The organism is Actinomyces denticolens, from assembly GCF_002072185.1.
Taxonomy (GTDB): domain Bacteria; phylum Actinomycetota; class Actinomycetes; order Actinomycetales; family Actinomycetaceae; genus Actinomyces; species Actinomyces denticolens.
Map to the genome: position 1 here is coordinate 46,975 of NZ_MVIW01000013.1, position 24,745 is coordinate 71,719.

25 protein-coding genes and 3 tRNA genes are annotated in these 24,745 nt (G+C 70.5%); 16 read left to right on the top strand and 12 right to left on the bottom strand.

Features of this window, described 5'->3' with window-relative positions; genetic code table 11:
- Positions 1–8: 8 nt before the first annotated feature.
- A complete protein-coding gene (locus B1H55_RS05270; RefSeq protein WP_080461623.1) occupies positions 9–1,355 on the bottom strand; it encodes a YcaO-like family protein in 1,347 nt (448 codons plus the stop codon).
- Between the two features lie 376 nt (positions 1,356–1,731).
- Between B1H55_RS05270 and B1H55_RS05275 the strand changes: the two genes are divergently transcribed.
- The gene (locus B1H55_RS05275; RefSeq protein ID WP_073452775.1) at positions 1,732–2,433 is read left to right on the top strand and encodes a response regulator; all 702 of its coding nucleotides are present in this window, start codon (positions 1,732–1,734) and stop codon (positions 2,431–2,433) included.
- 84 nt (positions 2,434–2,517) lie between these two features.
- Here B1H55_RS05275 and B1H55_RS12250 read toward each other — a convergent pair whose 3' ends face one another.
- Positions 2,518–3,195: a hypothetical protein gene (locus tag B1H55_RS12250; RefSeq protein ID WP_096519355.1), complete on the bottom strand. Its 678-nt coding sequence runs from the start codon at positions 3,193–3,195 to the stop codon at positions 2,518–2,520.
- A 202-nt stretch (positions 3,196–3,397) separates the two neighbouring features.
- Between B1H55_RS12250 and B1H55_RS05290 the strand changes: the two genes are divergently transcribed.
- The 4 genes from B1H55_RS05290 (at position 3,398) to B1H55_RS12800 (ending at position 7,710) form a co-directional block, all read left to right on the top strand.
- The gene (locus tag B1H55_RS05290; RefSeq protein ID WP_073452771.1) at positions 3,398–4,006 is read left to right on the top strand and encodes a phosphoribosyltransferase; all 609 of its coding nucleotides are present in this window, start codon (positions 3,398–3,400) and stop codon (positions 4,004–4,006) included.
- 266 nt (positions 4,007–4,272) lie between these two features.
- On the top strand, positions 4,273–6,666 hold the full coding sequence (locus B1H55_RS05295) for a carbon starvation CstA family protein (protein WP_073452769.1): 2,394 nt from the start codon (positions 4,273–4,275) through the stop codon (positions 6,664–6,666).
- 36 nt (positions 6,667–6,702) lie between these two features.
- On the top strand, positions 6,703–6,918 hold the full coding sequence (locus B1H55_RS05300) for a YbdD/YjiX family protein (RefSeq protein WP_073452767.1): 216 nt from the start codon (positions 6,703–6,705) through the stop codon (positions 6,916–6,918).
- A gap of 234 nt (positions 6,919–7,152) precedes the next feature.
- The gene (locus tag B1H55_RS12800; RefSeq protein WP_231952672.1) at positions 7,153–7,710 is read left to right on the top strand and encodes a VanZ family protein; all 558 of its coding nucleotides are present in this window, start codon (positions 7,153–7,155) and stop codon (positions 7,708–7,710) included.
- A gap of 201 nt (positions 7,711–7,911) precedes the next feature.
- On the opposite strand, the gene B1H55_RS05310 is transcribed toward B1H55_RS12800, so the two are convergent.
- Positions 7,912–7,998 (bottom strand) — tRNA-Leu (locus tag B1H55_RS05310).
- Positions 7,999–8,229: 231 nt separating this feature from the next.
- On the opposite strand from B1H55_RS05310, the gene B1H55_RS05315 reads away from it, so the two are divergent.
- Genes B1H55_RS05315 through pknB form a run of 7 tightly spaced genes read left to right on the top strand, consistent with a single transcriptional unit; the run spans position 8,230 to position 17,390 of the window.
- Complete coding sequence (locus B1H55_RS05315; RefSeq protein WP_073452765.1) at positions 8,230–8,952, top strand: FhaA domain-containing protein; 723 nt, start codon at positions 8,230–8,232, stop codon at positions 8,950–8,952.
- Entirely contained in the window at positions 8,949–9,446 is a 498-nt protein-coding gene (locus B1H55_RS05320) for an FHA domain-containing protein FhaB/FipA (protein ID WP_073452763.1), read from the top strand. The genes B1H55_RS05315 and B1H55_RS05320 overlap by 4 nt, the downstream gene beginning before the upstream one ends.
- Complete coding sequence (locus B1H55_RS05325) at positions 9,443–10,903, top strand: PP2C family protein-serine/threonine phosphatase (RefSeq protein ID WP_077240787.1); 1,461 nt, start codon at positions 9,443–9,445, stop codon at positions 10,901–10,903. Before B1H55_RS05320 ends, B1H55_RS05325 begins: the two co-directional genes overlap by 4 nt.
- A gap of 4 nt (positions 10,904–10,907) precedes the next feature.
- Positions 10,908–12,542 carry an FtsW/RodA/SpoVE family cell cycle protein gene (locus B1H55_RS05330; RefSeq protein WP_371836543.1) on the top strand — a complete coding sequence of 545 codons (1,635 nt, stop codon included), beginning with the start codon at positions 10,908–10,910 and terminating at the stop codon, positions 12,540–12,542.
- Positions 12,539–14,032, top strand: a complete 1,494-nt coding sequence (locus B1H55_RS05335; RefSeq protein WP_077240788.1) for a peptidoglycan D,D-transpeptidase FtsI family protein — start codon at positions 12,539–12,541, stop codon at positions 14,030–14,032. The genes B1H55_RS05330 and B1H55_RS05335 overlap by 4 nt, the downstream gene beginning before the upstream one ends.
- Complete coding sequence (locus B1H55_RS05340; RefSeq protein ID WP_077240789.1) at positions 14,029–15,522, top strand: serine/threonine-protein kinase; 1,494 nt, start codon at positions 14,029–14,031, stop codon at positions 15,520–15,522. The genes B1H55_RS05335 and B1H55_RS05340 overlap by 4 nt, the downstream gene beginning before the upstream one ends.
- Positions 15,519–17,390, top strand: a complete 1,872-nt coding sequence (pknB, locus tag B1H55_RS05345; protein WP_077240790.1) for a Stk1 family PASTA domain-containing Ser/Thr kinase — start codon at positions 15,519–15,521, stop codon at positions 17,388–17,390. The genes B1H55_RS05340 and pknB overlap by 4 nt, the downstream gene beginning before the upstream one ends.
- A gap of 200 nt (positions 17,391–17,590) precedes the next feature.
- Here the strand turns inward: pknB and B1H55_RS12595 are convergent, their stop codons facing one another.
- Both B1H55_RS12595 and B1H55_RS05350 read right to left on the bottom strand, forming a co-directional pair.
- Positions 17,591–17,746, bottom strand: a complete 156-nt coding sequence (locus B1H55_RS12595; protein ID WP_167370554.1) for a hypothetical protein — start codon at positions 17,744–17,746, stop codon at positions 17,591–17,593.
- Positions 17,746–18,501 (bottom strand): class E sortase, encoded by a 756-nt coding sequence (locus B1H55_RS05350; RefSeq protein ID WP_073452861.1) that lies wholly within the window; start codon positions 18,499–18,501, stop codon positions 17,746–17,748. The genes B1H55_RS12595 and B1H55_RS05350 overlap by 1 nt, the downstream gene beginning before the upstream one ends.
- Positions 18,502–18,729: 228 nt before the next feature.
- Between B1H55_RS05350 and B1H55_RS05355 the strand changes: the two genes are divergently transcribed.
- The gene (locus tag B1H55_RS05355; RefSeq protein WP_077240791.1) at positions 18,730–19,092 is read left to right on the top strand and encodes a cell division protein CrgA; all 363 of its coding nucleotides are present in this window, start codon (positions 18,730–18,732) and stop codon (positions 19,090–19,092) included.
- Between the two features lie 134 nt (positions 19,093–19,226).
- On the opposite strand, the gene B1H55_RS05360 is transcribed toward B1H55_RS05355, so the two are convergent.
- Entirely contained in the window at positions 19,227–19,709 is a 483-nt protein-coding gene (locus B1H55_RS05360; protein ID WP_073452755.1) for a hypothetical protein, read from the bottom strand.
- Positions 19,710–19,905: 196 nt separating this feature from the next.
- Between B1H55_RS05360 and B1H55_RS05365 the strand changes: the two genes are divergently transcribed.
- Together B1H55_RS05365 and B1H55_RS05370 are read left to right on the top strand one after the other, a co-directional pair.
- Complete coding sequence (locus tag B1H55_RS05365; protein WP_073452754.1) at positions 19,906–20,427, top strand: peptidylprolyl isomerase; 522 nt, start codon at positions 19,906–19,908, stop codon at positions 20,425–20,427.
- 59 nt (positions 20,428–20,486) lie between these two features.
- Positions 20,487–21,284, top strand: a complete 798-nt coding sequence (locus B1H55_RS05370) for a rhomboid family intramembrane serine protease (RefSeq protein ID WP_077240792.1) — start codon at positions 20,487–20,489, stop codon at positions 21,282–21,284.
- A gap of 259 nt (positions 21,285–21,543) precedes the next feature.
- Here B1H55_RS05370 and B1H55_RS05375 read toward each other — a convergent pair whose 3' ends face one another.
- Positions 21,544–22,056 (bottom strand): HXXEE domain-containing protein, encoded by a 513-nt coding sequence (locus B1H55_RS05375; protein ID WP_077240793.1) that lies wholly within the window; start codon positions 22,054–22,056, stop codon positions 21,544–21,546.
- 120 nt (positions 22,057–22,176) lie between these two features.
- Here B1H55_RS05375 and B1H55_RS05380 point away from each other — a divergent pair, with 120 nt between their 5' ends.
- A complete protein-coding gene (locus tag B1H55_RS05380; RefSeq protein WP_073452748.1) occupies positions 22,177–22,770 on the top strand; it encodes a TetR/AcrR family transcriptional regulator in 594 nt (197 codons plus the stop codon).
- Between the two features lie 103 nt (positions 22,771–22,873).
- Here the strand turns inward: B1H55_RS05380 and B1H55_RS05385 are convergent.
- The 5 genes from B1H55_RS05385 to B1H55_RS05400 form a co-directional block, all read right to left on the bottom strand.
- A tRNA-Ala gene (locus tag B1H55_RS05385) sits at positions 22,874–22,946 on the bottom strand.
- A 12-nt stretch (positions 22,947–22,958) separates the two neighbouring features.
- Complete coding sequence (locus B1H55_RS12600; RefSeq protein ID WP_167370555.1) at positions 22,959–23,099, bottom strand: DLW-39 family protein; 141 nt, start codon at positions 23,097–23,099, stop codon at positions 22,959–22,961.
- 33 nt (positions 23,100–23,132) lie between these two features.
- A tRNA-Ile gene (locus tag B1H55_RS05390) sits at positions 23,133–23,206 on the bottom strand.
- A gap of 48 nt (positions 23,207–23,254) precedes the next feature.
- Positions 23,255–23,731: a DUF3566 domain-containing protein gene (locus tag B1H55_RS05395; protein WP_073452746.1), complete on the bottom strand. Its 477-nt coding sequence runs from the start codon at positions 23,729–23,731 to the stop codon at positions 23,255–23,257.
- Positions 23,728–24,745 (bottom strand): DNA gyrase C-terminal beta-propeller domain-containing protein (locus B1H55_RS05400; protein ID WP_276205179.1); only part of this gene is annotated, 1,018 nt, incomplete at its 5' end. The genes B1H55_RS05400 and B1H55_RS05395, both read right to left, overlap by 4 nt.

Consider the following 24,745-nt stretch of genomic DNA (forward strand, 5'->3'; position numbering starts at 1 on the left):
TGCGACCCTCAGGCGAAGGGCTGCTGGACGGGGTTGATGCCGGACTCGTCATGGGCGCTCAGGCCCATGGCGATGGGCGCCTCGTAGAGGCGCGGGGTGGCCAGATAGCGGGCGCGGTGGCTGAAGGACAGGGGCATGGCCTCGGGGATGAGGGCCTTGATGACGCGCATGCCGACCTGACGGGCCTCGTCGGTGGTCAGGTCGACGACGATCGCCTCGGCCCCGGCGCGCTCCAGGCCGGCGACCACCTGCTCCAAGTCGTCGGAGCCGTGCCGCAGGGCGCCGATCTCCTCCAGGTCATGGCTGGGGCGCGAGCCCTCCAGGAGGAAGTCGAAGACGTGGCGCATGGAGGGGTCGGCGTCGGCCAGGGCGCCTCCGACGACGGTGAGGTCGGCCCCCTTGACCTCCTCGAAGCGGGGGCTTCGGGCGTGGGAGCGCAGGGCGATGCGCAGGGAGGCGAGCTCGCGGTAGATCTTGGCCAGGGCGCGCCGGGGATCGAGGTCGCAGGTGGCGGCCACCACCTGAGCGAGCTCGGGGTCGGTCTCGGATAGCTGGACGGCGTAGAGGGTGGGCACGCCGTAGTCGGTGGTGGCATCGAACAGCCGCACCTCCAGCCCGGTGGACGTGCCCACGCGGTGGTACTCGGCGGTCGCCTCGTCCAGCGCGCCGGGGTCGACGACGACCCTCGGCAGCCGCAGTCGCTGAAGCCAGGTCAGGGCGATGGAGTCGCGCTCGATGACCTCCAGAAGGCCCCCGAGGACGGCTTCGCGCAGGTCGGAATGGGCGGCGGTCCCGGTGGACACGGGGTTGGTGAAGCGCTCGGCGGGGGTCTTGATGGGGAATTTGAGGTAGACGAGGAGGGCGGGGACGTAGACCTCCCTGCCCTGGGTGAGGGACCAGCCGCGCACCCAGCGCAGGGGCAGTCGGGGGTCCGAGGGGATGAGTCCGCAGCGCGGGTCGGCGAGCTCGGCGGCGGAGCAGGCGGGCCAGCGCTCGGGGCCGATCGCGGCGTCGCCGAGGCCCGCGGCGGTGTCCCAGATGAGCTCGGAGTCGGTCCATGAGCAGCTCGAATAGCGCTCGAGGGACTCCACGAAGGCGATATGGCGGGCGAGCTCGGGGTCGATCGCGCCGCCGGCGCCGTCGATGTTGCCCGACTCCGCCCGGTGGTCCCAGGTGCGCTGGGAGGCCAGGGACTGGGAGAGGTCGCCCAGGAGCCCGGTCCAGATCGAGTAGGCGGGCTCGCCCGGGGCCGGGGGGAGCTCCGCGGCGCGCGAGACGAGTCCGTAGGGCGACTCCAGGGCTGCCGCGCGCGCCAATGAGGGCGCGACATCCTCACGCAGGGCGGAGCGGTACACGGAATCCTCCTCCGGACACCTTTCAGGGACTCTTCACAATCCACGACCATCCATTCAGGGCTGGTTATGCCTCGTTTCAGGTCGCAGTTGCGGGAGCAGCGCCTCCATCAGGGCTCGGCGGCACTGAACCGGACCCGAGTCTGCCCGACCCTGCGCGAGATCGGCATCAGCCCTTCGTCTAGACCGTCATCACCCTCAAGCGGAGCGCGCTCATCCATTCGTCGCCGCCAAGATCTTCCCCGATGACCATGCGCGCGCATATGATCACGACACGCAGATATCCTCATTTCCGCAGTTCACAGCCTTAATCTCGCCTTTATGGGATATCCTCTGCCCATCCCTGATCCTGCTGCCCCTGACATGATGGAGACGACTTATGCCCCGCCGGAGCCCCGCCGCCCAGAATCTGTCTGATCCGATCTCCGTCGCGCTCGTCGACGACGACGCCATGGCGCTGGCGCACCTCCAGTCCTACTTCTCGGATTCCACCGAGTTCGAGATCCGGCTCTCGACGGGGTCCGTGCATGAGGCACTGCAATTCCTCCAGACGCACCAGGTCGATGTCATCATCAGCGAAATCCACATTCACTCCGAGGAGATGGATGGCGTGGCCATGACGGAGGAGGTCCTGCGATCCTCGTCCCAGACCCGGGTCATTCTCCTGACATCCCTGGACACCGACTCCGATCTCATGCGCGGCCTGGCCGCCGGTGCGAGCGGCTTCCTGCTCAAGAGCGCGCCGCCCCAGGAGATCCTGGCCGCCGTGCGGGCCGTCCACTCGGGCGCCAAGGTCGTGGCGCCGGTTCCCACGGCCAGGCTCATCGACCACGCGCTGGCCTCCGTGCGCCGGGCCGATGGGAGCATCGAGATGTCCGAGCGGGAGGCCGACGTCCTGCATCTGCTGTGCGAGGGCGCCTCCAATCGCGCCATCGCCGAGCGGCTGTCGATCGCGGAGGCGACGGTCAAGTCCCATATCTCAGTCCTCTTCACCAAGACCGGCACGAGCTCGCGCCTGGAGATGGTGGTGTGGGCCTTCCACCACGGCTACGCCTCGCAGGAGGCGCCCGCCGCCGGTTGAGCGGTCGAGCGGTCGGCGAGGAGGACGGCGCTGCCCGCCCGGCGAGGCGGGCGCGCATCGGGCAGGCCCGGCGCGGGGGCCGGCTCAGCGCAGAATGCTCAGGATCATGAGGACGAGCATGATGATGAAGCCGATGGCGCTCGTCGAGCCCTTCGACTGGGCGTCCCCGCCCCTCGGCGCGGGACGGCCCGCGACTCGCGCCGGGTGCGGCCGAGGTCGGCCGCCGGGCGCCAGTCCCGGCGTCGCGGCTCCCCGGGGCGGGCGCATGGCCGGTGCGGCGCCGTGAGCGCCATGGATCCCGTAGGGGGCGGCGGGCTCGGGTGGGAGTCCTCCGCGGACCGGAGGGCCTGCGGGCCGCCCCGCGGCCCGTCCGGGCCGAGCGGCGCCCGATCGCTCCGCCGGGGCGGCGGCGGGCCGCCCGACGGAATGGGGGGAGGCCGCCTGGTCCAGGTAGCGGCGCGCGGCGGCCCGCAACTCCTCCACCTGCTGCGCCTGCTGGGCCGCGAGCGCCCGGGCGACCGGGTTCGACTCGCCCGGCCCCCCATCGGCCGCGCGGAGCGGGTCCCCCTGGCCGGGCGCGGCCGCGGCGTCGCCGTCGTCGAGAAGAGGGGAGCCCATGAGCGGATCGCCCAGGACCGATCCGAAGGGATCATCGCCGAAGCCGGGGTCCAGCGGTTCCCAGTCCATGGGCGCCCACGTGCCGACGACCTCCGATTCCTGGTCGTTGGCCAGTGCGGTTGCGGCGCTGCGTGACTCGCTCATGGCACCAGCATCGCACGCGGAGAGGCGCCGCCGGCGGCATCGGCAGCGCCGGGGATGCCGGAGTCGGCCGGGGAGGCGGGGGCGATGGCGGGGCGACGGCGGGTGGCCGATCCCGGCACGATCCCGGCGCCGCCTCGCCTCGGCGCGCGCCTCCTACTACGATTCACACGCAACCGTTTTGTCCCGATCCCAGGATGCCGACGTGAGCAACGCGAACAGCCCCAGCCCGACCTCCCCCGACGCCCCCGGCCCGGCCTTCGACGACGGCGCCTCGACCACCGCCCACCCGGACCGCGAGAACCTCACCTGGGAGCTCTTCGGCGTCGCCGAGCGCGAGCTGAGCGCCCAGATCGTCGCCTCGGGCTGGATGCCCGACCTCATCATCGCCATCGCCCGCGGCGGCCTCATCCCGGCGGGCGCGATCGGCTACGCCATCGGGATCAAGGCGATGGGCGCGATGAACGTCGAGTTCTACACCGGGATCGGCGAGACGCTGGAGGAGCCGGTCATCCTGCCCCCGCTCATGGACGCCTCCGAGCTGCCGGGCAAGAAGGTCCTCGTGGTCGACGACGTCGCGGACTCGGGCAAGACCCTCAAGCTGGTCATGGACCTCCTGCGCAGCCAGGGCCTGGAGCTGGGCGATGAGACGGTGCCGGTCGACGCGCGCAGCGCCGTCATCTACCGCAAGCCGCGCAGCGTCTTCGCCCCGGACTACTGCTGGAAGGAGACCGACAAGTGGATCAACTTCCCCTGGTCGGTCCAGCCGGTCATCACCCAGGAGTCCCTCGGCCCCCAGGCCTCCCCCGCCTGACCCCCTCCCCCCTCGCCGAGACCGGTCGAAAACGCCACCGAAACCGGTCGAAGTGGCGATCGAGACCGGTTCAGGGCGGACCCGTCCCCGGCTCGCCCCGACGCCTTCTGTCCGCACTTGACACCCCCGCGCAACTTTTTACTGACACCGGTGTGTTCAACGTGGCCAATCCCTGAGACAATGAGTAGGCTCTGCAAGGCCGTCATCCCAGGCGCGCCTCATGTCCCAACGCACACCGCTCTCTCTCAGCGCCGAGAAGGGAATCTATGAACTCCCAAGACCAGAAGGACCTGCCCTCCTACACCCCCCAGGAGGAGCGCCTCATCATCAGGAACAAGGCCGGCGTGCCCGTCGGCACCAGGATGGACACCACCTGGACCCCCAAGCGCATTGCGACCTGGGTGGTCATCACCGCCCTGGGTGTGCTGGGCTGGTGGATGCTGGCGGTGGCGCGCGGGGAGAGGGTCAACACGATCTGGTTCGTGGTGACCGCCATCTGCACCTACGCCATCGGCTACCGCTTCTACGGCCTGTTCATCCAGCGCACGATCATGCGCCCCGATGACACCAACGCGACCCCGGCCGAGCGCATCAACAACGGCCGCGACTTCGACCCGACCCACCGTGTGGTCCTCTACGGCCACCACTTCGCCGCCATCGCCGGCGCCGGGCCCCTGGTCGGACCGGTCCTGGCCGCCCAGATGGGGTACCTGCCCGGAACACTGTGGATCATCCTGGGCGTCGTCGTGGCCGGAGCCGTGCAGGACATGCTCGTCCTGTTCTTCTCCATGCGCCGCGGCGGACGGTCGCTGGGCCAGATGGCCACCGATGAGATCGGCAAGATCGGTGGCACGGTCGCCACGATCGTCGTCTTCGTCATGCTCATGATCGTCCTCGCGGTCCTCGCGATGGTCTGCGTCAACGCCCTGGCCGAGTCCCCCTGGGGCGTCTTCAGCGTCGGCATGACCATCCCGATCGCCATCGGCATGGGCCTCTGGCTGCGCTACGTCCAGCCCGGCAGGATCACGCAGGTCTCCATCGTCGGCTTCGCCATCCTCATCGGCGTCATCATCGCCGGGCGATGGGTGGCCGAGTCCTCCCTCGGCAGGTTCCTGCACCTGTCCCCCACGACGCTCGTGTGGGCCATGGTCATCTACGGCTTCCTCGCCGCCGTCCTGCCGGTGTGGGTGCTGCTCACCCCGCGCGACTACCTCTCGACCTTCATGAAGGTCGGCACCATCGCGATCCTGGCCATCGGGATCGTCATCGTGCGCCCCGTCGTCGAGATGGCCGCCGTCTCCGAGTTCGCCCTCAACACCGAGGGGCCGGTCTTCGCCGGCGGCATCTTCCCATTCCTGTTCATCACCATCGCCTGCGGTGCCCTGTCCGGCATGCACGCCATGGTCTCCTCGGGCACCAGCCCCAAGATGATCCAGAAGGAGTCGCAGGTCCGCATGATCGGCTACGCCGGCATGCTCATGGAGTCCTTCGTGGCGATCATGGCCCTGGCGGCGGCCGTCTCGCTCAGCCCCGGCATCTACTTCTCGATGAACACCTCCCCGGCCACGATGGACAAGCTCGCCGGCCCCGACGTCGTCGCCACGGCCAACGCCGCCAACGGGGACGACAGGGCCGCCGCACGCGCCGAGATCGCCGACGTCGCCGTCGAGAACCTGAACGTCACCGACGCCCACGGCAACCGGATGGAACCCACCTGGGACTCCTGGGACGCCGCCGGCAATCCCACGACCTACACGGGCGCCGATGCGCTCAAGCAGGTCGCCTCCGACGTCGGAGAGCCCAGCATCGTCTCACGCACCGGAGGGGCGCCGACCCTGAGTGTCGGGATGTCGCACATCCTCCACCAGATCGGCGGCGGTCGGGCCATGATGGGCTTCTGGTACCACTTCGCCATCATGTTCGAGGCCCTGTTCATCCTCTCGGCCGTCGACGCCGTCACCCGCGTGGCGCGCTTCCAGCTCTCCGACGCGCTGGGCAACATCTGGCCCAAGTTCCGCGACCCCTCCTGGCACGTGGGCGCCTGGGCGACCACCGCCGTCGTCGTGGCGGCCTGGGGATCGCTGCTGCTCATGGGGGTGACCGATCCACGAGGAGGGATCCAGACCCTCTACCCGCTCTTCGGCATCGCCAACCAGCTCATCGCGGCCGTCGCGCTGCTGGTGTGCACGGTCATGGTGGTGCGCAAGGGCTACACGAAGTACGTGTGGATCCCGATGATCCCACTGGTGTTCGACACGGTGGTCACCTTCACGGCGTCGTGGCACAAGATCTTCTCCACCGATCCGCGCGTGGGCTACTTCCAGCAGTGGCGCGACGCCAAGAAGCTCCTGCCCACGCTCACTGATGCCACGGCGATCGCCGACACCCAGGCCGTCGTGCGCAACACGATGATCCAGGGCACTCTGTCCGTCGTCTTCGTGGTCATGGTGGCCTTCGTCATGGTCATGGCGCTCCTGCGGGTCGTCAAGTCGATCCGCACGGGCGACACCTCGAACTCCGAGGACCCGTATCAGGAGTCCAACTTCTACGCGCCGAGCACGATGTTCGCCTCGCCGCTGCAGAAGAAGCTCGTCAAGGAGTACGAGGCCGTGGGCGACCCGGCGCTCATCCCCGGCCAGGCGCCCCACGGCGCGCACTGAGGCCGGGCGGACAACGAGAAGAAGGAGATGGTTCGGATGACTCGCGCCCTGACGGGACTGCCGGACGGCCTGCGCGACGGCCTGCGCCAGGCGCGCGCCATGTGGCGGGATTTCACCGGGGAATCCGGGTATGAGCGCTACGTCGCCCGCCACCGGCGCGAGCATCCGGACCACGAGCCGATGACCGAGCGCGAGTACTGGCGCGCCCGCCGCGAGCTCGCCGAGCAGAGCATCGAGACGAGCTGCTGCTGACCCCCGGAACCCACCGCGCCGAGACCGGTCGAAAACGCCATCGAGACCGGTTGGCCCTCCACAGGCCCTCTCCGCCCCCGCAAGGAGTGGGGAGGGCTGTGGATAGTGGACCGGTTTCGGTGGCGTTTTCGACCGGTCTCGCGGTACTACGTGGTGCTGATCGACCGGTCCCGTGACCATTTCGAGCCGCTGCGGTCTCGATACCCGTCCTCGTCCGCACCTACGCTGAGAGCCGTGCCCGCACCCATGACCTCGCACTCCTCCCGTGTCGGAGCGCCCAGCACCCTCGACTCGCACTCCGCCGAGGTCCCCGTCGCCGAGGCGGCCCTCGGCGACGGACTCCCCCTCCTCGGACCTGATCGACTCGCCGTGCCCGGGCACGCCCACCGCCCCGGTCCCCGCCGGAGGGCGGCGAGAGCCCTGGCCGTGCTCTACGGGATCATCGTGCTCATGGCGGTGCTCTGGCCCTCGGGCGGCGATATCGCCACCACCAAGGGCCTGCTCGGCCCATTCTTCCTCGGGGAGGCGGGCAAGGACATCGTCCTCAACCTGGTCATGCTGGCGCCCCTGACGGCGATCCTCACCCTGGCCTGGCCGCGGGTGCCCTGGTGGGCGTGGGCGCTGCTGGGGTGCCTCATCGGCGCGGGCGCGGAGCTCGCCCAGGCGCTCATCCCCGCCCTCGATCGCAGGCCGAGCCCTGCCAATGCCGCGCAGAACGCCGTCGGCTCCTGGTGCGGGGCGGCCATCGGCCTCATCGTCTCCCGTCTCATCGAGCGCCGTTCCCGGTCCTGAGCGGCCCTGAACCGCGCACGCCCATCCCCGCCCCGGGGCGCCCGACGGCGGCCGCCCCCACAACAGCCCCCGCCCCCACGGCCGCCCCACCCCTCCGCCGGGCTGCGGGGACCGTGGGGATCGCGCCGCCGTCAAAGGGCGGTCGACCGGGGAGAGACGACGAGGGCCCGGTCCATCCGGACCGGGCCCTCGTCGTGAGGCTGGTGCGCGAGGGGGGACTCGAACCCCCATGATCGTGAGATCACACGGACCTGAACCGTGCGCGTCTACCAATTCCGCCACTCGCGCGAGAAGCGAGAGCGACGATAGCCGCTGGACGCCCCCGGAGTCCAATCGAGAACCGCCCCCCGGCCGTGACGCCAATCACCTGGCCACTCCTCGGGGAGCGCCTCCCCGCGAATGTCGACCGTCTTGCAACGCGCCCCACTCGGCTCGCACCGGATCAGCGGTTACGATGGGCGCGGAGAGGACCCGGTCTCCTGCGGCCGGGCACGGTCCCCACACAGGGAGGTTGAGTCCATGGGTTTCCTGGACAAGCTCGAGAAGGGCGTAGGGAGCGTCACCAACCGTGCCATGTCACGGCTGGGGGACGACGTCGAGCCGATCGAGATCGCCTCCAAGATCCGCGAGACGATGGACAAGCGGGCGGCCTCCTTCGCGCGCGACCGCTCCGTGGTGCCCAACCACTTCCGCGTTCGACTCCCGGCCACCGCCATCGAGCGCATCCGCGCCTGGGGCGAGGAGGAGATGGCCCGCCAGCTCGTCGACGTCGCCACCTCCCACGCCGCCGAGCAGGGCTATTCCTTCGTCGGCCCCGTCGAGGTCGTCTTCGCCTCCGACTCCGCCCTCACGGCCTCGGCCATCGAGGTGGACTCCTCGACGCGCCGCGGCGCCTCCACCCCGGTCGCCACCCCATCGCCGACCCAGCCGATCCTCGACATCGACGGCCAGCGCTACCTGCTCACCGGCCAGGTCACGGTCATCGGCCGCGGCAGCGAGGCGGACATCATCGTCGATGACTCCGGCGTCTCCCGCCGCCATCTGGAGATCCGCCTGACCCAGGGGCACGCCATCGCCACCGATCTCGGCTCGACCAACGGCACATTCGTCGAGGGCCACAGGGTCGACGCCGCCACCCTCCTGGACGGCAACACGCTGACGATCGGCCGCACCCGGATCATGTTCTGGGACGGGTCGCAGAGCGCCAACCAGGCGCCGTCACCCGTAGGAGCGGCCACTTGAGCCAGCTGGCCTTCACCGTTCTGCGGCTGGGGTTCATCGTCCTGCTGTGGGTCTTCGTCTATCTCGTCATCCGCGTCCTTCGTCGCGACATGGCCGATATCCCGATCGGGCGCCCCGGGCGCGCGCTCCCCTCCGCTCCCCGCGCGCAGCGGGGGCAGGGCCAGGCCGCCCCGCAGGCCCCGCCCGCGCCGCCCAGGCGCAACGACGCCCGCCGCCTCATCATCACCGAGGGGCCGCTCGCCGGCTCCACCGTCCCCCTGTCCCCCTCGTCGATCATCATCGGCCGATCGCCCTCATCGACCCTCGTGCTCGATGACTCCTACGCCTCCTCCCGCCACGCCCGCGTGTTCCCCAAGGACGGGTCCTGGTGGCTGGAGGACCTGGGCTCCACGAACGGCACCATGCTGGGCGGACGCCCAGTGCATGGGGCCGTCGAGCTGCCGATCGGCGTTCCCGTGAAGATCGGTCAGACCACCTTGGAGCTGCGCCCATGACGATCTCCCTGCGCTACGCCGCCCGGAGCGATATCGGGCTCGTGAGGCAGTCCAACCAGGACTCCGCCTACGCGGGCCCCCATCTGTGCGTCCTGTGCGACGGCATGGGCGGCCCGGCGGGCGGCGACATCGCCTCGGCGGTCGCCATCGAGCACCTCGCGCCCCTCGACGCCGACTCCCACCAGGCCGGCGAGCTCCTGAGCCTCCTGCGCTCAGCGGTGCAGGACGCCCATGCCGAGCTCATCGATCGCTCCGCCTCCGACCCCGAGCTCTCGGGGCTGGGCACCACCTGCGTGGGCCTCATGCGCTCCGGGAACAAGCTCGCCATGGTCCACGTGGGCGACTCGCGGGCCTACCTCCTGCGCGACGGCGAGTTCACGCAGGTCACCACCGATCACACCTTCGTGGAGTACCTCGTGGAGTCCGGCCGCCTCACCCGCGAGCAGGCGCGCCGCCACCCCCAGCGCTCCGTCCTGCTGCGCGTCCTGGGCGACGCCGAGGGCGATGTCCAGCTCGACGAGTCGATCCGCGAGGCGGTCCCCGGCGACCGCTGGCTCCTGTGCTCCGACGGCCTGTGCGGCCCTGTCACCGCCGAGACGATCGGGGAGGTCCTCACCTCGATCCCCGAGCCGGAGATGGCCGCGGACCAGCTCATCGACCTGGCCCTGCGCGCCGGGGGCCCCGACAACGTCACCGTCGTCATCGTCGATATCGTCGACGACGACGAGGCCCCCCAGTCCGATACGCAGGTCGTCGGCTCGGCCGCCAACCGGCGCGCCCTGGCGGCCGCGGCCCGTGCCAAGAGCGCCGGGACCCCCGCCGACGCCGGACCCGGGGAGGACGGCGAGGAGGCCGAGGAGGCCGATAGCGCGGCGAGCCCCGCGACGGGATCGGCCGATACCCCGGCCGCCAAGGCCGCCGCGCTCGTGGCCGGCCTCGACCCGGACGCCGGCAAGGAGGCGAGCCGCTCCGAGCGCGAGCTCGTCGCCGAGGAGGCCGCCAAGCAGGCCGAGCGCGCGGAGACCCAGCGCCGCCGCGGCCGCCGTTCGCTGGTCGCCTCCCTCATTCTGCTCGTCGCCCTGGCAGCGGCCCTCGGCCTGGGGTACATGTGGACCCAGCGCCAGTACTACGTGACCACCACCTCGGCCAACGGCCAGGAGCAGATCGCCATCTACCAGGGGATCCCGCAATCCGTGGGCCCCATTCGACTCAGCCACGTCGTCGAGACCTATGACGCCCCGCCGGTGGACTCGCTCACCGCCGAGATGCGGTCCCGGCTGGCCAGCACGGTGGCCAAGGGCTCGATCGACGAGGCCCGCGCCTACGTCTCCCAGACGGTGACGGTCGCGACCGTCGCCCCGACGACCCCCGTTCCGAGCAGCAGCGCGACGCCGTCCGTGGCCTCCACGCCATCCGCGCCTCCCACGCCCACGCCATCCGCGACCGCTCAGGGGTGATGACGTGCGCTTCCGATCCCGCCGGCCCGAGAGCCAACCGACGAGCGCACCCCCTGCAGACCCCCTGGGCGCGCGCCGCACCACTGGGCGCTGGGCGGAGGCCGCGCTCATCGTCGTCGCCGTCATCATCGGTCTGAGCGGCTTCGTCCTCACGGCCCTCAACCGCACCGGCACCTCTCCGGCCCAGGCCCTCCAGCTCGGCGGGGCGCTCGTGCTCATCGGCATCGTCGTGCACCTGTGGGTGCGGTGGAAGGCCCCCTGGGCGGACCCCGTCATCCTGCCCACCGCCATCGCGCTCAACGGCATCGGCCTGGCGATGATCTCCCGCCTCGACATGTCCTACAGGATCCTGGAGGCCTGGCAGTACTACGTCGGACCGCGCCAGGCCATCTGGACGGGCCTGGGCATCGCCCTGTTCTGCGCGGTGCTCATGCTCCCCGACTACCGGGTCCTGCGCCGGTGGGACTGGTCGGCGATGGTCGCGGGCCTGGTCTTCCTCATCCTGCCGTTCATCCCGTTCCTGGGCGTGGAGATCAACGGCGCGAGGATCTGGATCCGGCTGGGCCCCATGTCCTTCCAGCCGGCCGAGCTCACCAAGGTGCTCCTGGCCGTCTTCTTCGCCTCCTTCCTCGTGGCCAACAGGGACAACCTCGCCCTGGCGGGGCGCCGGATCATGGGGATCAACCTGCCCCGGGCCCGCCACCTCGTCCCGCTGCTCATCGTGTGGGGGGTCAGCATCATGGTGCTCGTCGCCCAGCGCGACCTGGGCACCTCCCTGCTCCTCTTCGGCCTGTTCGTCGTCACCCTGTACGTGGCCACGGACCGCCCCTCCTGGCTGCTCATCGGCGCCGGCCTGTTCGTGCCCGCCGCGTGGTTCGCCGCCACGCACGTCTCCCACGTGCAGGCGCGCATCGACAACTGGCTGCACGCCATGGACCGGGACGTCTACGAGACCTCCTCGCGCCAGTTGCCCGACGCCCTGTTCGGGATGGCCTCGGGCGGGCTGACCGGCTCGGGCTGGGGCAAGGGCTACCCCACGCTCGTGCCCTTCGCGAACTCCGACTTCATCGTCTCCTCCATCGGCGAGGAACTGGGTCTGACCGGCATCCTGGCGATCCTCGTGCTGTACATCGTGCTCATCGAGCGCGGCCTGCGCACCGCCATGAGCCTGCGCGACGGCTTCGGCAAGCTCCTGGCCACCGGCCTGTCGTTCACGATCGCGCTGCAGGTCTTCGTCGTCGTCGGCGGGGTGACCCGCCTCATCCCGCTGACGGGGCTGACGATGCCGTTCCTGGCCTACGGGGGGTCGTCCCTGGTGGCGAACTGGGTCATCCTCGCCCTCCTCGTGCGCCTGTCCGATGCCGCCCGGCGCCCGCCGTCGACGGCGCCGCGCATCATCGACACCGCCGAGCTGCCCGTGGGTCTGCGCAAGCTCGTGCTCGACCCCGACTTCGACTTCGATGAGATGCACGGCGCGGACGGCCCGGCCGGCACGCCGTCGGGCACGGGGCGCTCCTTCGACGAGGACCCGGACATCACCATCGACACACCGCCCGACGGCGTGAGCAAGCAGCAGGGCGGCGCCCCGACCGGCACCGCTCCCCAGGGGACGCCGCGAGTGGAGGGAGCCCAGCCATGAACCGCCAGATCCACCAGGTGGCCGTGCTCGTGACCATCATGTTCCTCGCGCTGGCCGTGTCCGTCACCAGCGTGCAGGGCTTCGCGCGCCCCGCCCTGTGGGAGGCGGAGTCCTCCGAGGGCAACCTGACCACTGACTGGCGCAACCAGCGCGCGGCCTTCGCCGCATTCGGGGCGCACCGCGGCCAGATCCTCGTGGCCGGCTCCCCCGTGGCCTCCTCGCAGGCCTCCGACGACGTCTACTCCTACCAGCGCATATACTCCTCCGGCCCCCTCTACGCGCAGGTGACCGGCTACTCCTCGCCGATCCGCTCGGAGCTGACGGGCATGGAGAAGTCCGAGAACGAGGTGCTCAACGGGGATGACCCCTCCCTGTTCTCCTCGCGGGTCAAGGCCCTCATCACCGGCGCCTCCCAGGAGGGGGGCTCGGTGGACCTGACCATCAACGCCCAGGCGCAGCAGGCCGCCTCGAGCGCACTGGGGGGCAGGCGCGGCGCGGTCGTCGCGCTCGACCCGTCCACCGGTGCCGTGCTGGCGCTCGTCTCCTCCCCATCCTTCGACCCCAACGCCCTGGCCTCCCACGACGCGGCCACCGTGTCCACCGCCTGGGACCAGTACTCCGCCGACCCCGGACAGCCGCTGGTCAACCGGGCGACCGGCGGCGACCTCTACCCCCCGGGCTCGACCTTCAAGATCCTCACCACCTCGGCCGCGCTGCGCGCCGGCAAGGTCACCACCTCCACCTCCCTCGACGCCCCCGACTCCATCACGCTGCCCGGCACGAGCCACTCGCTGTCCAACTACCGGGGGGAGTCCTGCGGCAACGGCACCGCCACCCTGTCCACGGCCTTCGCCCAGTCCTGCAACACGCCCTTCGCGCAACTCGCGATGGACGTGGGCGACGACTCCCTGGCCAAGGAGGCCGAGGCCTGGGGCTTCGGCACGAAGGACGACTTCCCCCTGCCGGTGACCGCCTCCACCTACCCGGCGAACTCCTCCGCCGCGGAGACCGCCATGGCGGGGATCGGCCAGCAGTCCGTGCGCGCCACCCCCCTCCAGATGGCCCAGGTGGCCGCCACGGTCGCCAATGACGGCAAGCAGATGAAGCCGTACCTGGTGGCCCGCACCCTGGACGCCGATCTGTCGGTCGTCTCCACGACGAGCCCATCCGTGGCGCGCACCCCGATCGACGCCAAGACCGCGGAGATCCTCACCGGGCTCATGCAGGACGCCGTCTCGTCGGGCACCGGGACCACCGCCCAGGTCGCCGGCGTGCAGGTGGCCGGCAAGACCGGCACCGCCGAGACCGGCTCCGACGAGGGCGGCCCCGTCACCTGGTTCGTCGGGTTCGCCGGCACGGATATCAACAAGCCCTCCATCGCCCTGGCCGTGGTGCTCGACGGCGGCCAGCAGACCTCGCCCACCGCGACCGGTGGCTCGGAGGCGGGGCCGATCGCGGCCGCCGTCATCGATGCGGCGGTGAACCAGTGATCCCACAGGTCGGCCTCGAGCTCCAGGGGCGCTACCAGCTCCTGGAGCGCATCGCCCTGGGCGGCATGGGGGAGGTCTGGCGCGCCACCGACCTCAACTCCGGTCGGATCGTCGCCGCCAAGATCCTCCGCCCCGAGCTGACCGGCGACGAGATCTTCCTGTCCCGCCTGAGGGCGGAGGCCGCCAACTCCCGGGGGCTGCGCCATCCCAACCTCGCCGTCGTCCTGGACTTCGGGGAGCGCAAGGGCTCGGGATGGATCATCATGGAGCTCGTGCAGGGCCGCGCCCTGTCCGACATCCTGGAGGAGAAGGGCACGATGGCGCCCGCGGAGATCCTCCCGATCCTCGCGCAGGTCGCCCGCGCCCTCCAGGTCGTCCACGACTCCGGCGTCGTCCACCGCGACGTCAAGCCCTCCAACATCCTCATCAACCGCGAGGGTCTGGCCAAGCTCACCGATTTCGGCATCTCCACCGGACCCCACCAGCGGCCGATGACCGCCACCGGCATGGTCATGGGGACCGCCCAGTACCTGGCGCCCGAGCAGGCGATGGGCAATGCCGCCCAGCCCTCCGGCGATCTCTACGCCCTGGGGATCATCGCCTACGAGGCCCTCGTGGGCCGCCGCCCCTTCACCGGCTCCACCCAGGTGGATATCGCCTTCGCCCATGTCAACGAGTCCGTGCCGCCGATGCCCAAGAGCGTGCCCCCCGAGGTCCGCCAGGTCGTCATGGAGCTCCTGGCCAAGAAGCCCGCCGATCGGCCGGCCTCGGCCCGCGAGCTCGCCCGGCGCCTCGATCGGATCGTCATCCACCTGCCGGAGGAGCACTGGGATCCCGAGGAGAGCCTCGCCTGGGCCTCCACCGGTAGGTCGGCCCAGGAGACGGGCGCCACTGCCGCTGGCGGCAGCACCGGCGGCAGTGGCGGCACGGGTGCTGCGGGGAGCGGTGAGGGCGCCAGGCCCACCGACTCCCCGGCGGCCGCTGCCGCCCCGGAGGACGGCAGCGCCGCGCCGGCATCCCCGAGAGGGTCGAAGGCGGCGCTCCGCCCGCGCGCCTCGGCCAGCGCCGCTCAGTGGGCGGCGACCATCGTCGAGACCGCGCCCGAGCGCTGGCCCGAGCGCCGACCCGAGATCCACAGCACCCGTCGGGGCGCGCACGGCTCGCGTGCGCGCGCCCTGCCGGTGTCCCACCACGCGCGTGATGCTCGTCGCCCCCGCCGCAGCTCGGGTCGGGGCCGCCTCGGCCTGCCGCTCCTGAGCAGCCTGTCCGTCCCGGCACTGCTGATGCTCGCCGGCGCAGTGCTCATCCTCATTGCCGCCGTCGTCGCGCTCATGAGTACCCTAGCCTCAGCGCAACCGGGCACGACGGACGCCGCCCACCAATCACCCACCACCGCCGGATCCCTGAGCAAAGCGGGCTCAGAGCCCCTCGTGCAGGCCTCCGGCCTCCCCGCCCCAGTGCCCGTCACCTCAGTCAAGGAGGCACCGTGACCGACACGTTCCCCGCGATCCTGGCCGGACGCTACGAGATCCGTGACCTCATCGGCCGTGGCGGCATGGCGGAGGTGCATCTCGGGTACGACCGGCGCCTCAACCGCGTCATCGCCATCAAGCTCCTGCGCTCGGACCTGGCCAGCGACTCCACGTTCCAGACCCGCTTCCAGCGCGAGGCCCAGTCGGCCGCCGCGCTCAATCACCCCTCGATCGTCGCCGTCTACGACTCCGGCGAGGAGGCCCTCGTCCAGCCCGACGGGACGAGCCGCACCGTCCCGTACATCGTCATGGAGTACGTCGAGGGGCACACGGTCCGCGAGCTCCTGGGCGACGGCGAGGCCGTGCCGATCCCCGAGGCCGTCGAGATCGTCACCGGTGTGCTCGACGCCCTGGAGTACTCCCACCGCGCCGGAATCGTCCACCGGGACATCAAGCCCGGGAACATCATGATCACCTCCACCGGCGCGGTGAAGGTCATGGACTTCGGCATCGCCCGGGCCATCGAGGACTCCGCCGCCACCGTGACCCAGCAGCACGCCGTCGTGGGCACCGCCCAGTACCTGTCCCCGGAGCAGGCCCGCGGGGAGGTCGTCGACACCCGCTCGGACCTCTACTCCACCGGCTGCCTCCTCTACGAACTCCTCACCGGCCAGCCGCCGTTCACGGGCGACTCGGCCGTGGCCATCGCCTACCAGCACGTGCGGGAGGTGCCCAAGCCGCCGTCGTCGATCGCCGCCGATATCCCGGAAGCGATCGACCGGGTCGTCCTCAAGGCGCTGGCCAAGCGCCGTGATGACCGCTACGGGGACGCCGCCCACATGCGCTCCGATCTTCTGGCGGCGCAGCGGGGCAGCGCCGTGTCCGCGCCCGCGGCCTCCGCCTGGGCCGCCGCGCCGACGACGACGCTCCCGCAGCAGGCGGACGCCTTCAGTCCCGCGCGCCCCGAGACGCCGGCACCACCGCCCCCGACACCCCAGCAGCCCCTGGTCATGCCCACTGAGAAGGACGACGAGCGCGACTCCAAGAACCGCCTCGGACTATGGCTGCTCATCGCCGCGCTGATCGTCGCGGTCGCGCTGGGCGCGTGGGCGATCAGCTCGGGGAAGCTGGGCGGGGCCGATCCCAAGCCCACCGCCTCACCGACGCCGACGAGCGTCACCGTCCCGGATGTCACGGGCAAGTCGGAGCAGGAGGCCAAGGCCGCGATCGAGTCCGTCGGCCTCGTCTATGCCAAGGGCGACGACGTCGCCTCCGACACGATCCCCTCGGGCCGAGCGGTCTCCACCGACCCGGCCGTGGGCACGGGCGCCGCTCCTGGCTCCACGGTGACGGTCCAGTACTCCCTGGGCACCGCCATGGTCGAGGTTCCCGATGTCTCGGGCAAGACCCAGGAGGAGGCGCGCGACGCCCTGGAGAAGGCGGGGCTCAAGGTGGGGACCTCCACCTCGGAGGACTCCGCGGAAGTGGGCAAGGACAAGGTCATCCGCACCAACCCCACGGCGGACACGACCGTGCAGCGGGGGAGCTCGGTGGCGCTCGTGCTGTCCACGGGGCGGGTCACCGTTCCGGACATCAAGGGCATGACCCTGGAAGCGGCGCAGACGGCGCTGCAGGACGCCGGTCTGACCTACAACGTCAACAGCCCGACCACTGAGAAGACCTCCGACCAGTCCAAGAAGGACGCCACCGAGGTCACGGGCACGAGCCCCGTCGCCGGGGCCTCCGTGGACGCCGGGTCGCAGGTGACCATCGACTACAAGAAGTACGACTTCCAGCCCGCGCCCACGGCGACGGCCTCGAAGCACCCGCAGCCGGGTGACCAGAAGTCGGCCTCACCGGCCCCGTCGTCCCCGCCCAACAACTGACCCTTCCCTCCTCGCCGAGACCGGTCGAGAACGCCATCGAAACCGGTCGAAGTGGCGATCGAGACCGGTTCCAAGCCCACAGGCTCCGTCCGACCGTCCTGCGGTCACGCGTACCTGTGGAAAACGAACCGGTTTCGTCCCCGTTTTCGACCGGTCTCGCTCATAGGGGGGAGGCGGTCAGGGGCGGATGGTGATCCTGCTCAGACGGTGGCCTCGCCGGAGAGGTGGAAGGTGTCGTTGGCCCAGGGGAAGACGAACTCGAACAGGCCGAGGACCACGAGCGCGGCGAGGATGAGGGCCTCGATGAGGCGCAGCCAGACGGGCCCTGGGAGGTGGCGCCAGATCCATCCGTACATCAGTTGACCTCCGGGTCGTTGAGAACCGAGGCCGGTCGGCCCTCGGAGCGGGGCATCCAGTAGGAGAACTTCGCATAGGTGATCCACCGATGGTCGTTGCCCCATTCGCCGACGGTCAGGGAGTGGCACGTGGTCAGGGTGAGCATGCGATCGGTGGCCGCGATCTCGGGGTGGTGGGGCACGGGCGCGATGACCTCGACGGCGCTCGGGTCGACGATCTCGTGCTCGGTGACGGTGTAGACGTACCAGGTATCCTTAGTGGCCACCACCACCTCGTCGCCGGCCTCGAGGAGGTCGATGCGCCGGAAGGAGTTGCCGGAGGTGCGCCGGTGGCCGGCGAGGGCGAAGTTGCCGATGTCGCCCACCTGCTGAGTCTCGGGATAGTGGCCGGCGACGGCGGAGTCGAGGATGTCGGAGGCGGTGCCCTCCAGGATGGGCATGTTGTTGTTCGTCTTGCCGTACCACTTGGGGACGATGAGCATGCCGATGGTCTCCCCGTTGCCGACGGGGGTGAAGGCGGGCGGGGCATCGTAGTGCTTGACGCCCTCGGTCTTGGGGGAGTCGACCTGCTGGCTCTCGAAGGCGTCGCGCGTGGCAGCGGCCTCCTCCTGGGCGTCCAGGCTGGTCCACCACAACTGCCAGGTGAGGAAGAGGGCGATGATGAGACCCACGGTGATGAGGATCTCGCCGATGCCGGTGATCACGATGTCGAGCGCCGAGCGCTTCTTGCGCTCCGCCGCACCGCCATGCCTCATGCTGGTCATCCGCACTCCGTCTTCTGCAGGACTTTCCTCAGGGTTGTAGTGGGACTGATAGCCTGCCCACCGCTCGGCTGCCAGTCTAGGGTGTCATCGCTGCTTGTAGGCGCAGGAGTGATCACAGTCCCATCTCTCGCCGTGCACCGCTCATGCCCTAGGCTAGGAGCGTTTTAGTGCCCGCACACGAGCCCTTCCCCAGGCTCGTCATGCTAGGAGGAGGCCCGCGTGGCCCTGCTGAACAAGCTCAAGAACTCTGATGATGACGCGAAGCGCAGCGCCAAGCGCTCCGGCAACCCGGCCAAGGCGGCGAAGGCCGCCGAGGAGGAGTCGCGCGCCGCGGCCAACCGCGTGTCCCGCGTGCCCCAGAAGGTGGTGCGCACTGGCAGCCCCAGCTGGTACGCGCCCTCGATGGTGGCACTCATGGTCATCGGGCTCCTGTGGGTCGTGGTCACCTACCTGTTCAAGGGGGAGTACCCACTGCCGTACTTCCTCAACCACCACGCCGCTGATTGGCTGTCCAACGGGAACCTCTACATCGGCTTCATCATCATGATGGTCGGCTTCCTCGGCCTGCTGCGCTGGAAGTAGGCCGGCGCGCCGGTCCCGCGATCCCGGCCCTGCGATCGGCGCCCGCACCACGATCGACGACGGCGCCCCCAGCCTCTGCTGCTGGGGGCGCCGTTGATCGTCGAAGGGTCATGGGCCGATCGGCCTCGGCGCCCTCACGCCCCGGTGGCCTCCTCGATGACCTCAGCGCCCTCCTCGGCGGAGTCGGCCCAGTACTCCTCGGCCCACGGGTCCTCAACGGGCTGGCTGCGGCGCCAGGCGACGTAGGCGGCGCCGGCGGCGGCGGTGACCACGGTGGTCCAGGCGAGCACCTTGAGGCCTCGGCGGCAGCGGCGCTTCTTGGGGGCGACGACGGGTGCCGGGGCCTCGGCGATCGCGGCGCGGGCGGCCTCGGCGGCTCGCTGGGCGCGCGGAAGGTAGTCGTCGATGACGCGGGCGCGGGCCTCGCTGTAAGCGGGCTCGATCCGCGTCTGCGCCTCCTTGGCGGCGCGCGAGACGTTCTCCCCGGCGCGGGCGACGTGCGGGGCCGCCCACTCGGCAGCGCGCTCGGCCCGCTCGGCGATGGCCTCGGCGAGGTTTGCGGCCTCCTGACGGAGGTGGTCGGAGTCGATCCTCTTGTCGGCGGTCTTGCAAGGCATGGCGCTCTCCTCCTGGGGGCGTTCAAATGGTGGTGTCGCGGGATGCCAGGGCGGCGTGAGGCGAACTGGGACCCATGGTGGCACTGTTCTCGCTCGGGCGGGCACTCTTGATGGTGGCGTTTTGCCTGGGGTGAACACACCCCGCCACCCTGGAGCGCACCGGGCCTCGACCGCCCGCCCATGGGACGATGAGTCCATGGAAGCGATTCTTCACACCACCCTCGGAGATATTCGTCTGACGCTCTTCCCGGAGCAGGCGCCCGTGACCGTCGAGAACTTCGTCGGGCTCGCCACCGGAACGCGGACTTGGACGGATCCGCGCACCGGCGAGGACTCCAGCGCGCCCCTGTACGAGAACGTCGTCTTCCACCGGGTCATCCCCAACTTCATGATCCAGGGCGGTGACCCGCTCGGCACCGGCCGCGGCGGCCCCGGCTACACCTTCGACGACGAGATCGACCCGAGCCTCACCTTCGACGCCCCCTACGTCCTGGCCATGGCCAACGCCGGCCGCCACATGGGCAAGGGGACCAACGGCTCGCAGTTCTTCATCACCACCGCCCCCACGGCGTGGCTGCACGGCAAGCACACGATCTTCGGCGCGGTCGCCGACGACGAGTCGAGGGCGGTCGTGGACGCGATCTCGGCGACGCCGACGGACAGCACGGACCGTCCCCTCAAGGACATCACCATCACCTCGGTGAGCGTCGTCCAGTGACGGCGACGGGCGGCCCGGCCACCTCAGGCGCACCGGTCTGCCCGCGCCACCCTGATCGGGTGGCCTATGTGCGCTGCCAGCGCTGCGGGCGACCGGTGTGCCCGGCCTGCCAGGTGCCCAGCGCCGTCGGCGTGCACTGCGTGGACTGCACCGCCCGTGCCGGAGCAGGGCGCCGCGCCCCGACGACGGCGCTCGGCGGGCGACTGTCAGACGGCTCGACGGTCATCACCAAGGCGCTCATCGCCGCATGCGTCGTGGTCTTCATGGCCCAGAACCTGCCCGCCTCGACGGGGATGGGGCTGAGCGTGATCAGGGGCCTCGCGCTCGTGCCGGCCTTCGTGGGCGCCGAGCCCTGGCGCCTGCTGACCAGTGCGCTCCTGCACGGCTCGATCATGCATCTGGCCTTCAACATGTGGGCACTGTGGGTGCTGGGCGAGGCCCTCGAGCCACTGCTCGGCCGCTGGCGCTACAGCGCGCTCATGGCGCTGAGCGCCCTGGGCGGGTCGACGGCCGTGTACTGGTTGTCCGCACCGGGGTCGCGCGACTGGTTCACCGCGACAGTGGGCGCCTCCGGTGCGGTCTTCGGCCTGTTCGCCGCCATGTTCGTCATCCAGCGGCGCTTCGGCCGGGACACCACGAGCATCGTGGTGATTCTCGTGCTCAACCTGGTCTTCTCCTTCACCGCCGCGGGGATCTCCTGGCAGGGGCACCTGGGTGGGCTCGTGACCGGCGGCGTCGTCGCGGCGGTCTACGCCTGGGCTCCGCGCGAGCGCCGAGGGGCGCTCTCAGCGGTCGGCACCGCCGCCGTGGCGCTCGCGCTGATCGGTCTCGTGGCGCTGCGCCTGGCGAGCGCGTGAGGGCCTCTGCTCGACGGCGAATCACATCGGTGTGATTCATCCACATCTGGGGACAACCCTGTGGAAGAACATCGCTGTGGTTTTCCACAGGGTTGTCCCCAAGTGGGGAAGGCCCGGAATTGCAGGGCCTCGGCTGTCCACAGGCCTCCACAGGGAATGCGCCCGCGCTTCCGCGCAACCTGTGGGCGGAAGCGCGGGCATGAGGCGGGCATGGGGCAGGGCGGTCATCCGGGCCCGCTCGCGCCCCGTCGGTGTGCCCTCAGGATGCGCTCGACTCGCCGAGGCGGCCCCTCGTCGCGAGGTAGGCCGCACCATGGGCGGCACCGGCCACGATGGGGAAGGCAGGGATCACCCACCAACTGGGGCGCACATCCACTCCCTCCTCGCGCAGCACGCGCCGGGCCCAGAGCCAGGAGGGCAGGACGATGGGCAGAGCGGTCGCGCTGCCGCTGGTGTAGCCCCGGGCCAACGCCGCCGATCCCAGATGGCTGAAGCTGTGCAGCCCGTAACCCTGGAGCAGCGCCTGGTACAGCCGGGATCGTCCCCGGCTGCGCCATCCCTGGATGGATCCGACGGCGAAGAGCGCGGCCATGATCCCCATCCCCACCCGGAGGTGCTCGCGGGAGACGCCGTCGCGGCGCAGCTCCTCCGGCAGCCAGGGGATGCGCTCCGCCAGCTCGCGCGAGGCGGCCGGCATCGTCACGTACTCCTCGAGATCGTGGGCCGCCCATGAGAAGAACAGGCCCGCAGTGGCCAGGTCGACGCGGTCCATGACCCCTCCTCAGTTTCGCGACTAATAGTTTCGTAACTAGTGTAGCGCTCTTCGTGCGCGTTTGGAAGAATCCGCAGCGAGGCCGTCGCGGCAGTCCGCGCGGGATGGGAGGAGGCCGCCATGGAGTCCAGCGCACCGCGGGGCGGCGGGCGGCCGCGCGACCCCGCGATCGACGGCCGCATCCTCGCCGCTGCCGCGCGCCTCATGGCCCAGGGCGGGCTCGGCGCCCTACGGGCCGACGCCCTGGCGACGGCGGCGGGCGTCCCCAAGTCGACGATCTACCGGCGGTGGGGGACCCTCCTGGACCTCGCGGTGGACGCGGTGGACGCGGCGCTCGGCCCGCGGCGCCTGCCCGTCACCGACGAGCCGCTGGCCGATCTGGCCGCGCATATCCGGCGCGCGCACGCGGTCCTGGCGGCGCCGCCCCTCGGGAGGGCCGTCATCCAGATCGCCCACGAGCTGCTGGCGCGGCCCGAGGCAGCCGCGTCCTATCGGCAGCGGGTCATCGCACCCCTGCGCGACGGGGCGATCGACGCCGTCGCCCGGGCACTCGAGGCGGGGCAATGGGAGGGCCCCGAGCCGTCTCTCAGCGTCGACATGATGATCGGCACCGTCCTGTACCGCCTCACCTACCTGGGGACCGAGACGAGCCTCGAGGAGGCCCTCGAGTTGGTCGAGGAGATGGCCGGTCACCCGCTTCCCAGGGCCGTCTGAGGCCCTGGGGCATCGCCCGGCGCTTCAGGCCTGTTCACGCCGTCGAGGAGCACTGAGGATACTGAGGATGCGCGCTCGCGCCATCGCGGGCGATGCGGAGAAGTGGAGCCAACGGGACTCGAACCCGTAACCCCCTGCTTGCAAAGCAGGTGCGCTACCAATTGCGCCATGGCCCCTCGGCGAGAGGGTCAGATCTCCTCGACCGGGTCCGTGACCTCGGCCCAAGCGGCCTGCTCCTTGCGAGCGGCCTCGTACCTGAGCCACGCCGCGTACGCGATCGCGCCCATGCACGAGAAAACCGCAGCGGTCAGGGCTGCTCGGTTCCTCATATGGAGCCTCCTCGCCGTCGCGCTGCGGTGCCGTGGGCCTAGCTGGACTCGAACCAGCGACCTCATCCTTATCAGGGATGCGCTCTAACCAACTGAGCTATAGGCCCTTGAGACCGGATGAGATTATCCCATCGGGTCTGGGACGACCAAATCGGTCAGTCGTCCGCCAGTGTGAGATGAATCCCGCCCACAAGAGAGGCGATGACGTTGTAGATGAGGGCCGCCAGGGTGCACAGGGCGGTGCTCAGGATGAGGTTGACGACCGCGATGATCGTGGACATCGAGATGGCCCGCGAGAACTTCATGTACTCCACGACGCCGGTGAAGGCGTTGGAGTTCGTCTCCACCACGGAGCCCACGAGGTCCTGGATCTGGGAGAACACGTGCAGCGAGTCGAGCATGAACCACACGATGGCGGCGCCGACCACCATCATGATGCCGATCGCCACGTTGAGCAGCAGGGACACCTTGAGGACGGACCAGGGATCGACGCGGTTGATCACGAGCCGCACGCGGCGCGGGCCGCCCAGCGCGGGCTGCTTGCCGCCCTTGCCGGTCTTCGGGGCGCCGGCGATCGGCGGGTTCGTTCCGATGGATGCGTCCATGGGCTGGGCGGCGTCGGGCTGGCTCATTGGTCCTCACTCTCGTCCTCGCTCAACGCTACCGCGTCGGCGGGGACCTGTGCAGAGTCATCAGCGTCGAGGTCGCGCTCGGCGTTCCGGGCCACCGCGATGATGCGATCGCCGTCGTCCGGCTTCGCGAAGGTCACGCCCTGTGTGGCGCGGCCGGTCACGGACACCTCGGCGATGGCGGAGCGAACCACCTTGCCCGATGCCATGATGCACATCACCTCATCGCTGGGGGCGGTCACCAGCGCGCCCACGAGATCACCGCGCTCCTCGACGAGGTTGGCGACCTTGACGCCCAGGCCGCCGCGTCCCTTGACCGGGTAGTCGCGCACGTTGGTGCGCTTGGCGAAACCGCCCTCGGTCACGACGAACAGGTCGGCATCCTCCCAGGAGGGATCGATGACATCCATGGCCAGGAGCGAGTCGCCCTCGCGGAAGCGCATCCCGGTCACGCCGCTCGTGGCGCGCCCGGTGGGGCGCAGAGTGGCGTCGTCGGCGTGGAAGCGCAGGGACTGGCCCCTCCGGGAGACGAGCAGGAGATCCTGGCCGGCGGACAGGAGCGAGGCGGAGATGAGTTCATCGGGGCGGCCGTCCTCATCGTCGCGAAGATTGATGGCGATGATGCCGCCGGAGCGGTTGGAGTCGTACTCGCTCAGGCGGGTCTTCTTCACCAGGCCCCGGCGCGTGGCCAGCACGAGGTAGTCGGCCTGGTCATAGGCACCGAGCTCCATGACCTGGGCGATCTCCTCGCCGGGCTGGAAGGCCAGGAGGTTGGCCACGTGCTGGCCCTTGGAGTCGCGGCCGCCCTCGGGCAGCTCGTAGGCCTTGGCGCGGTAGACCCGGCCGAGGTTGGTGAAGAACAGCAGCCAGCGGTGCGTGGTGGTCACCCCGAAGTGCTGGACGATGTCGTCCTCGCGCAGGGTGGCGCCGCGCACGCCCTTGCCGCCGCGGTGCTGGGAGCGATAGGCGTCGGTGCGGGTGCGCTTGGCGTAGCCGGAACGGGTGATGGTGACGACG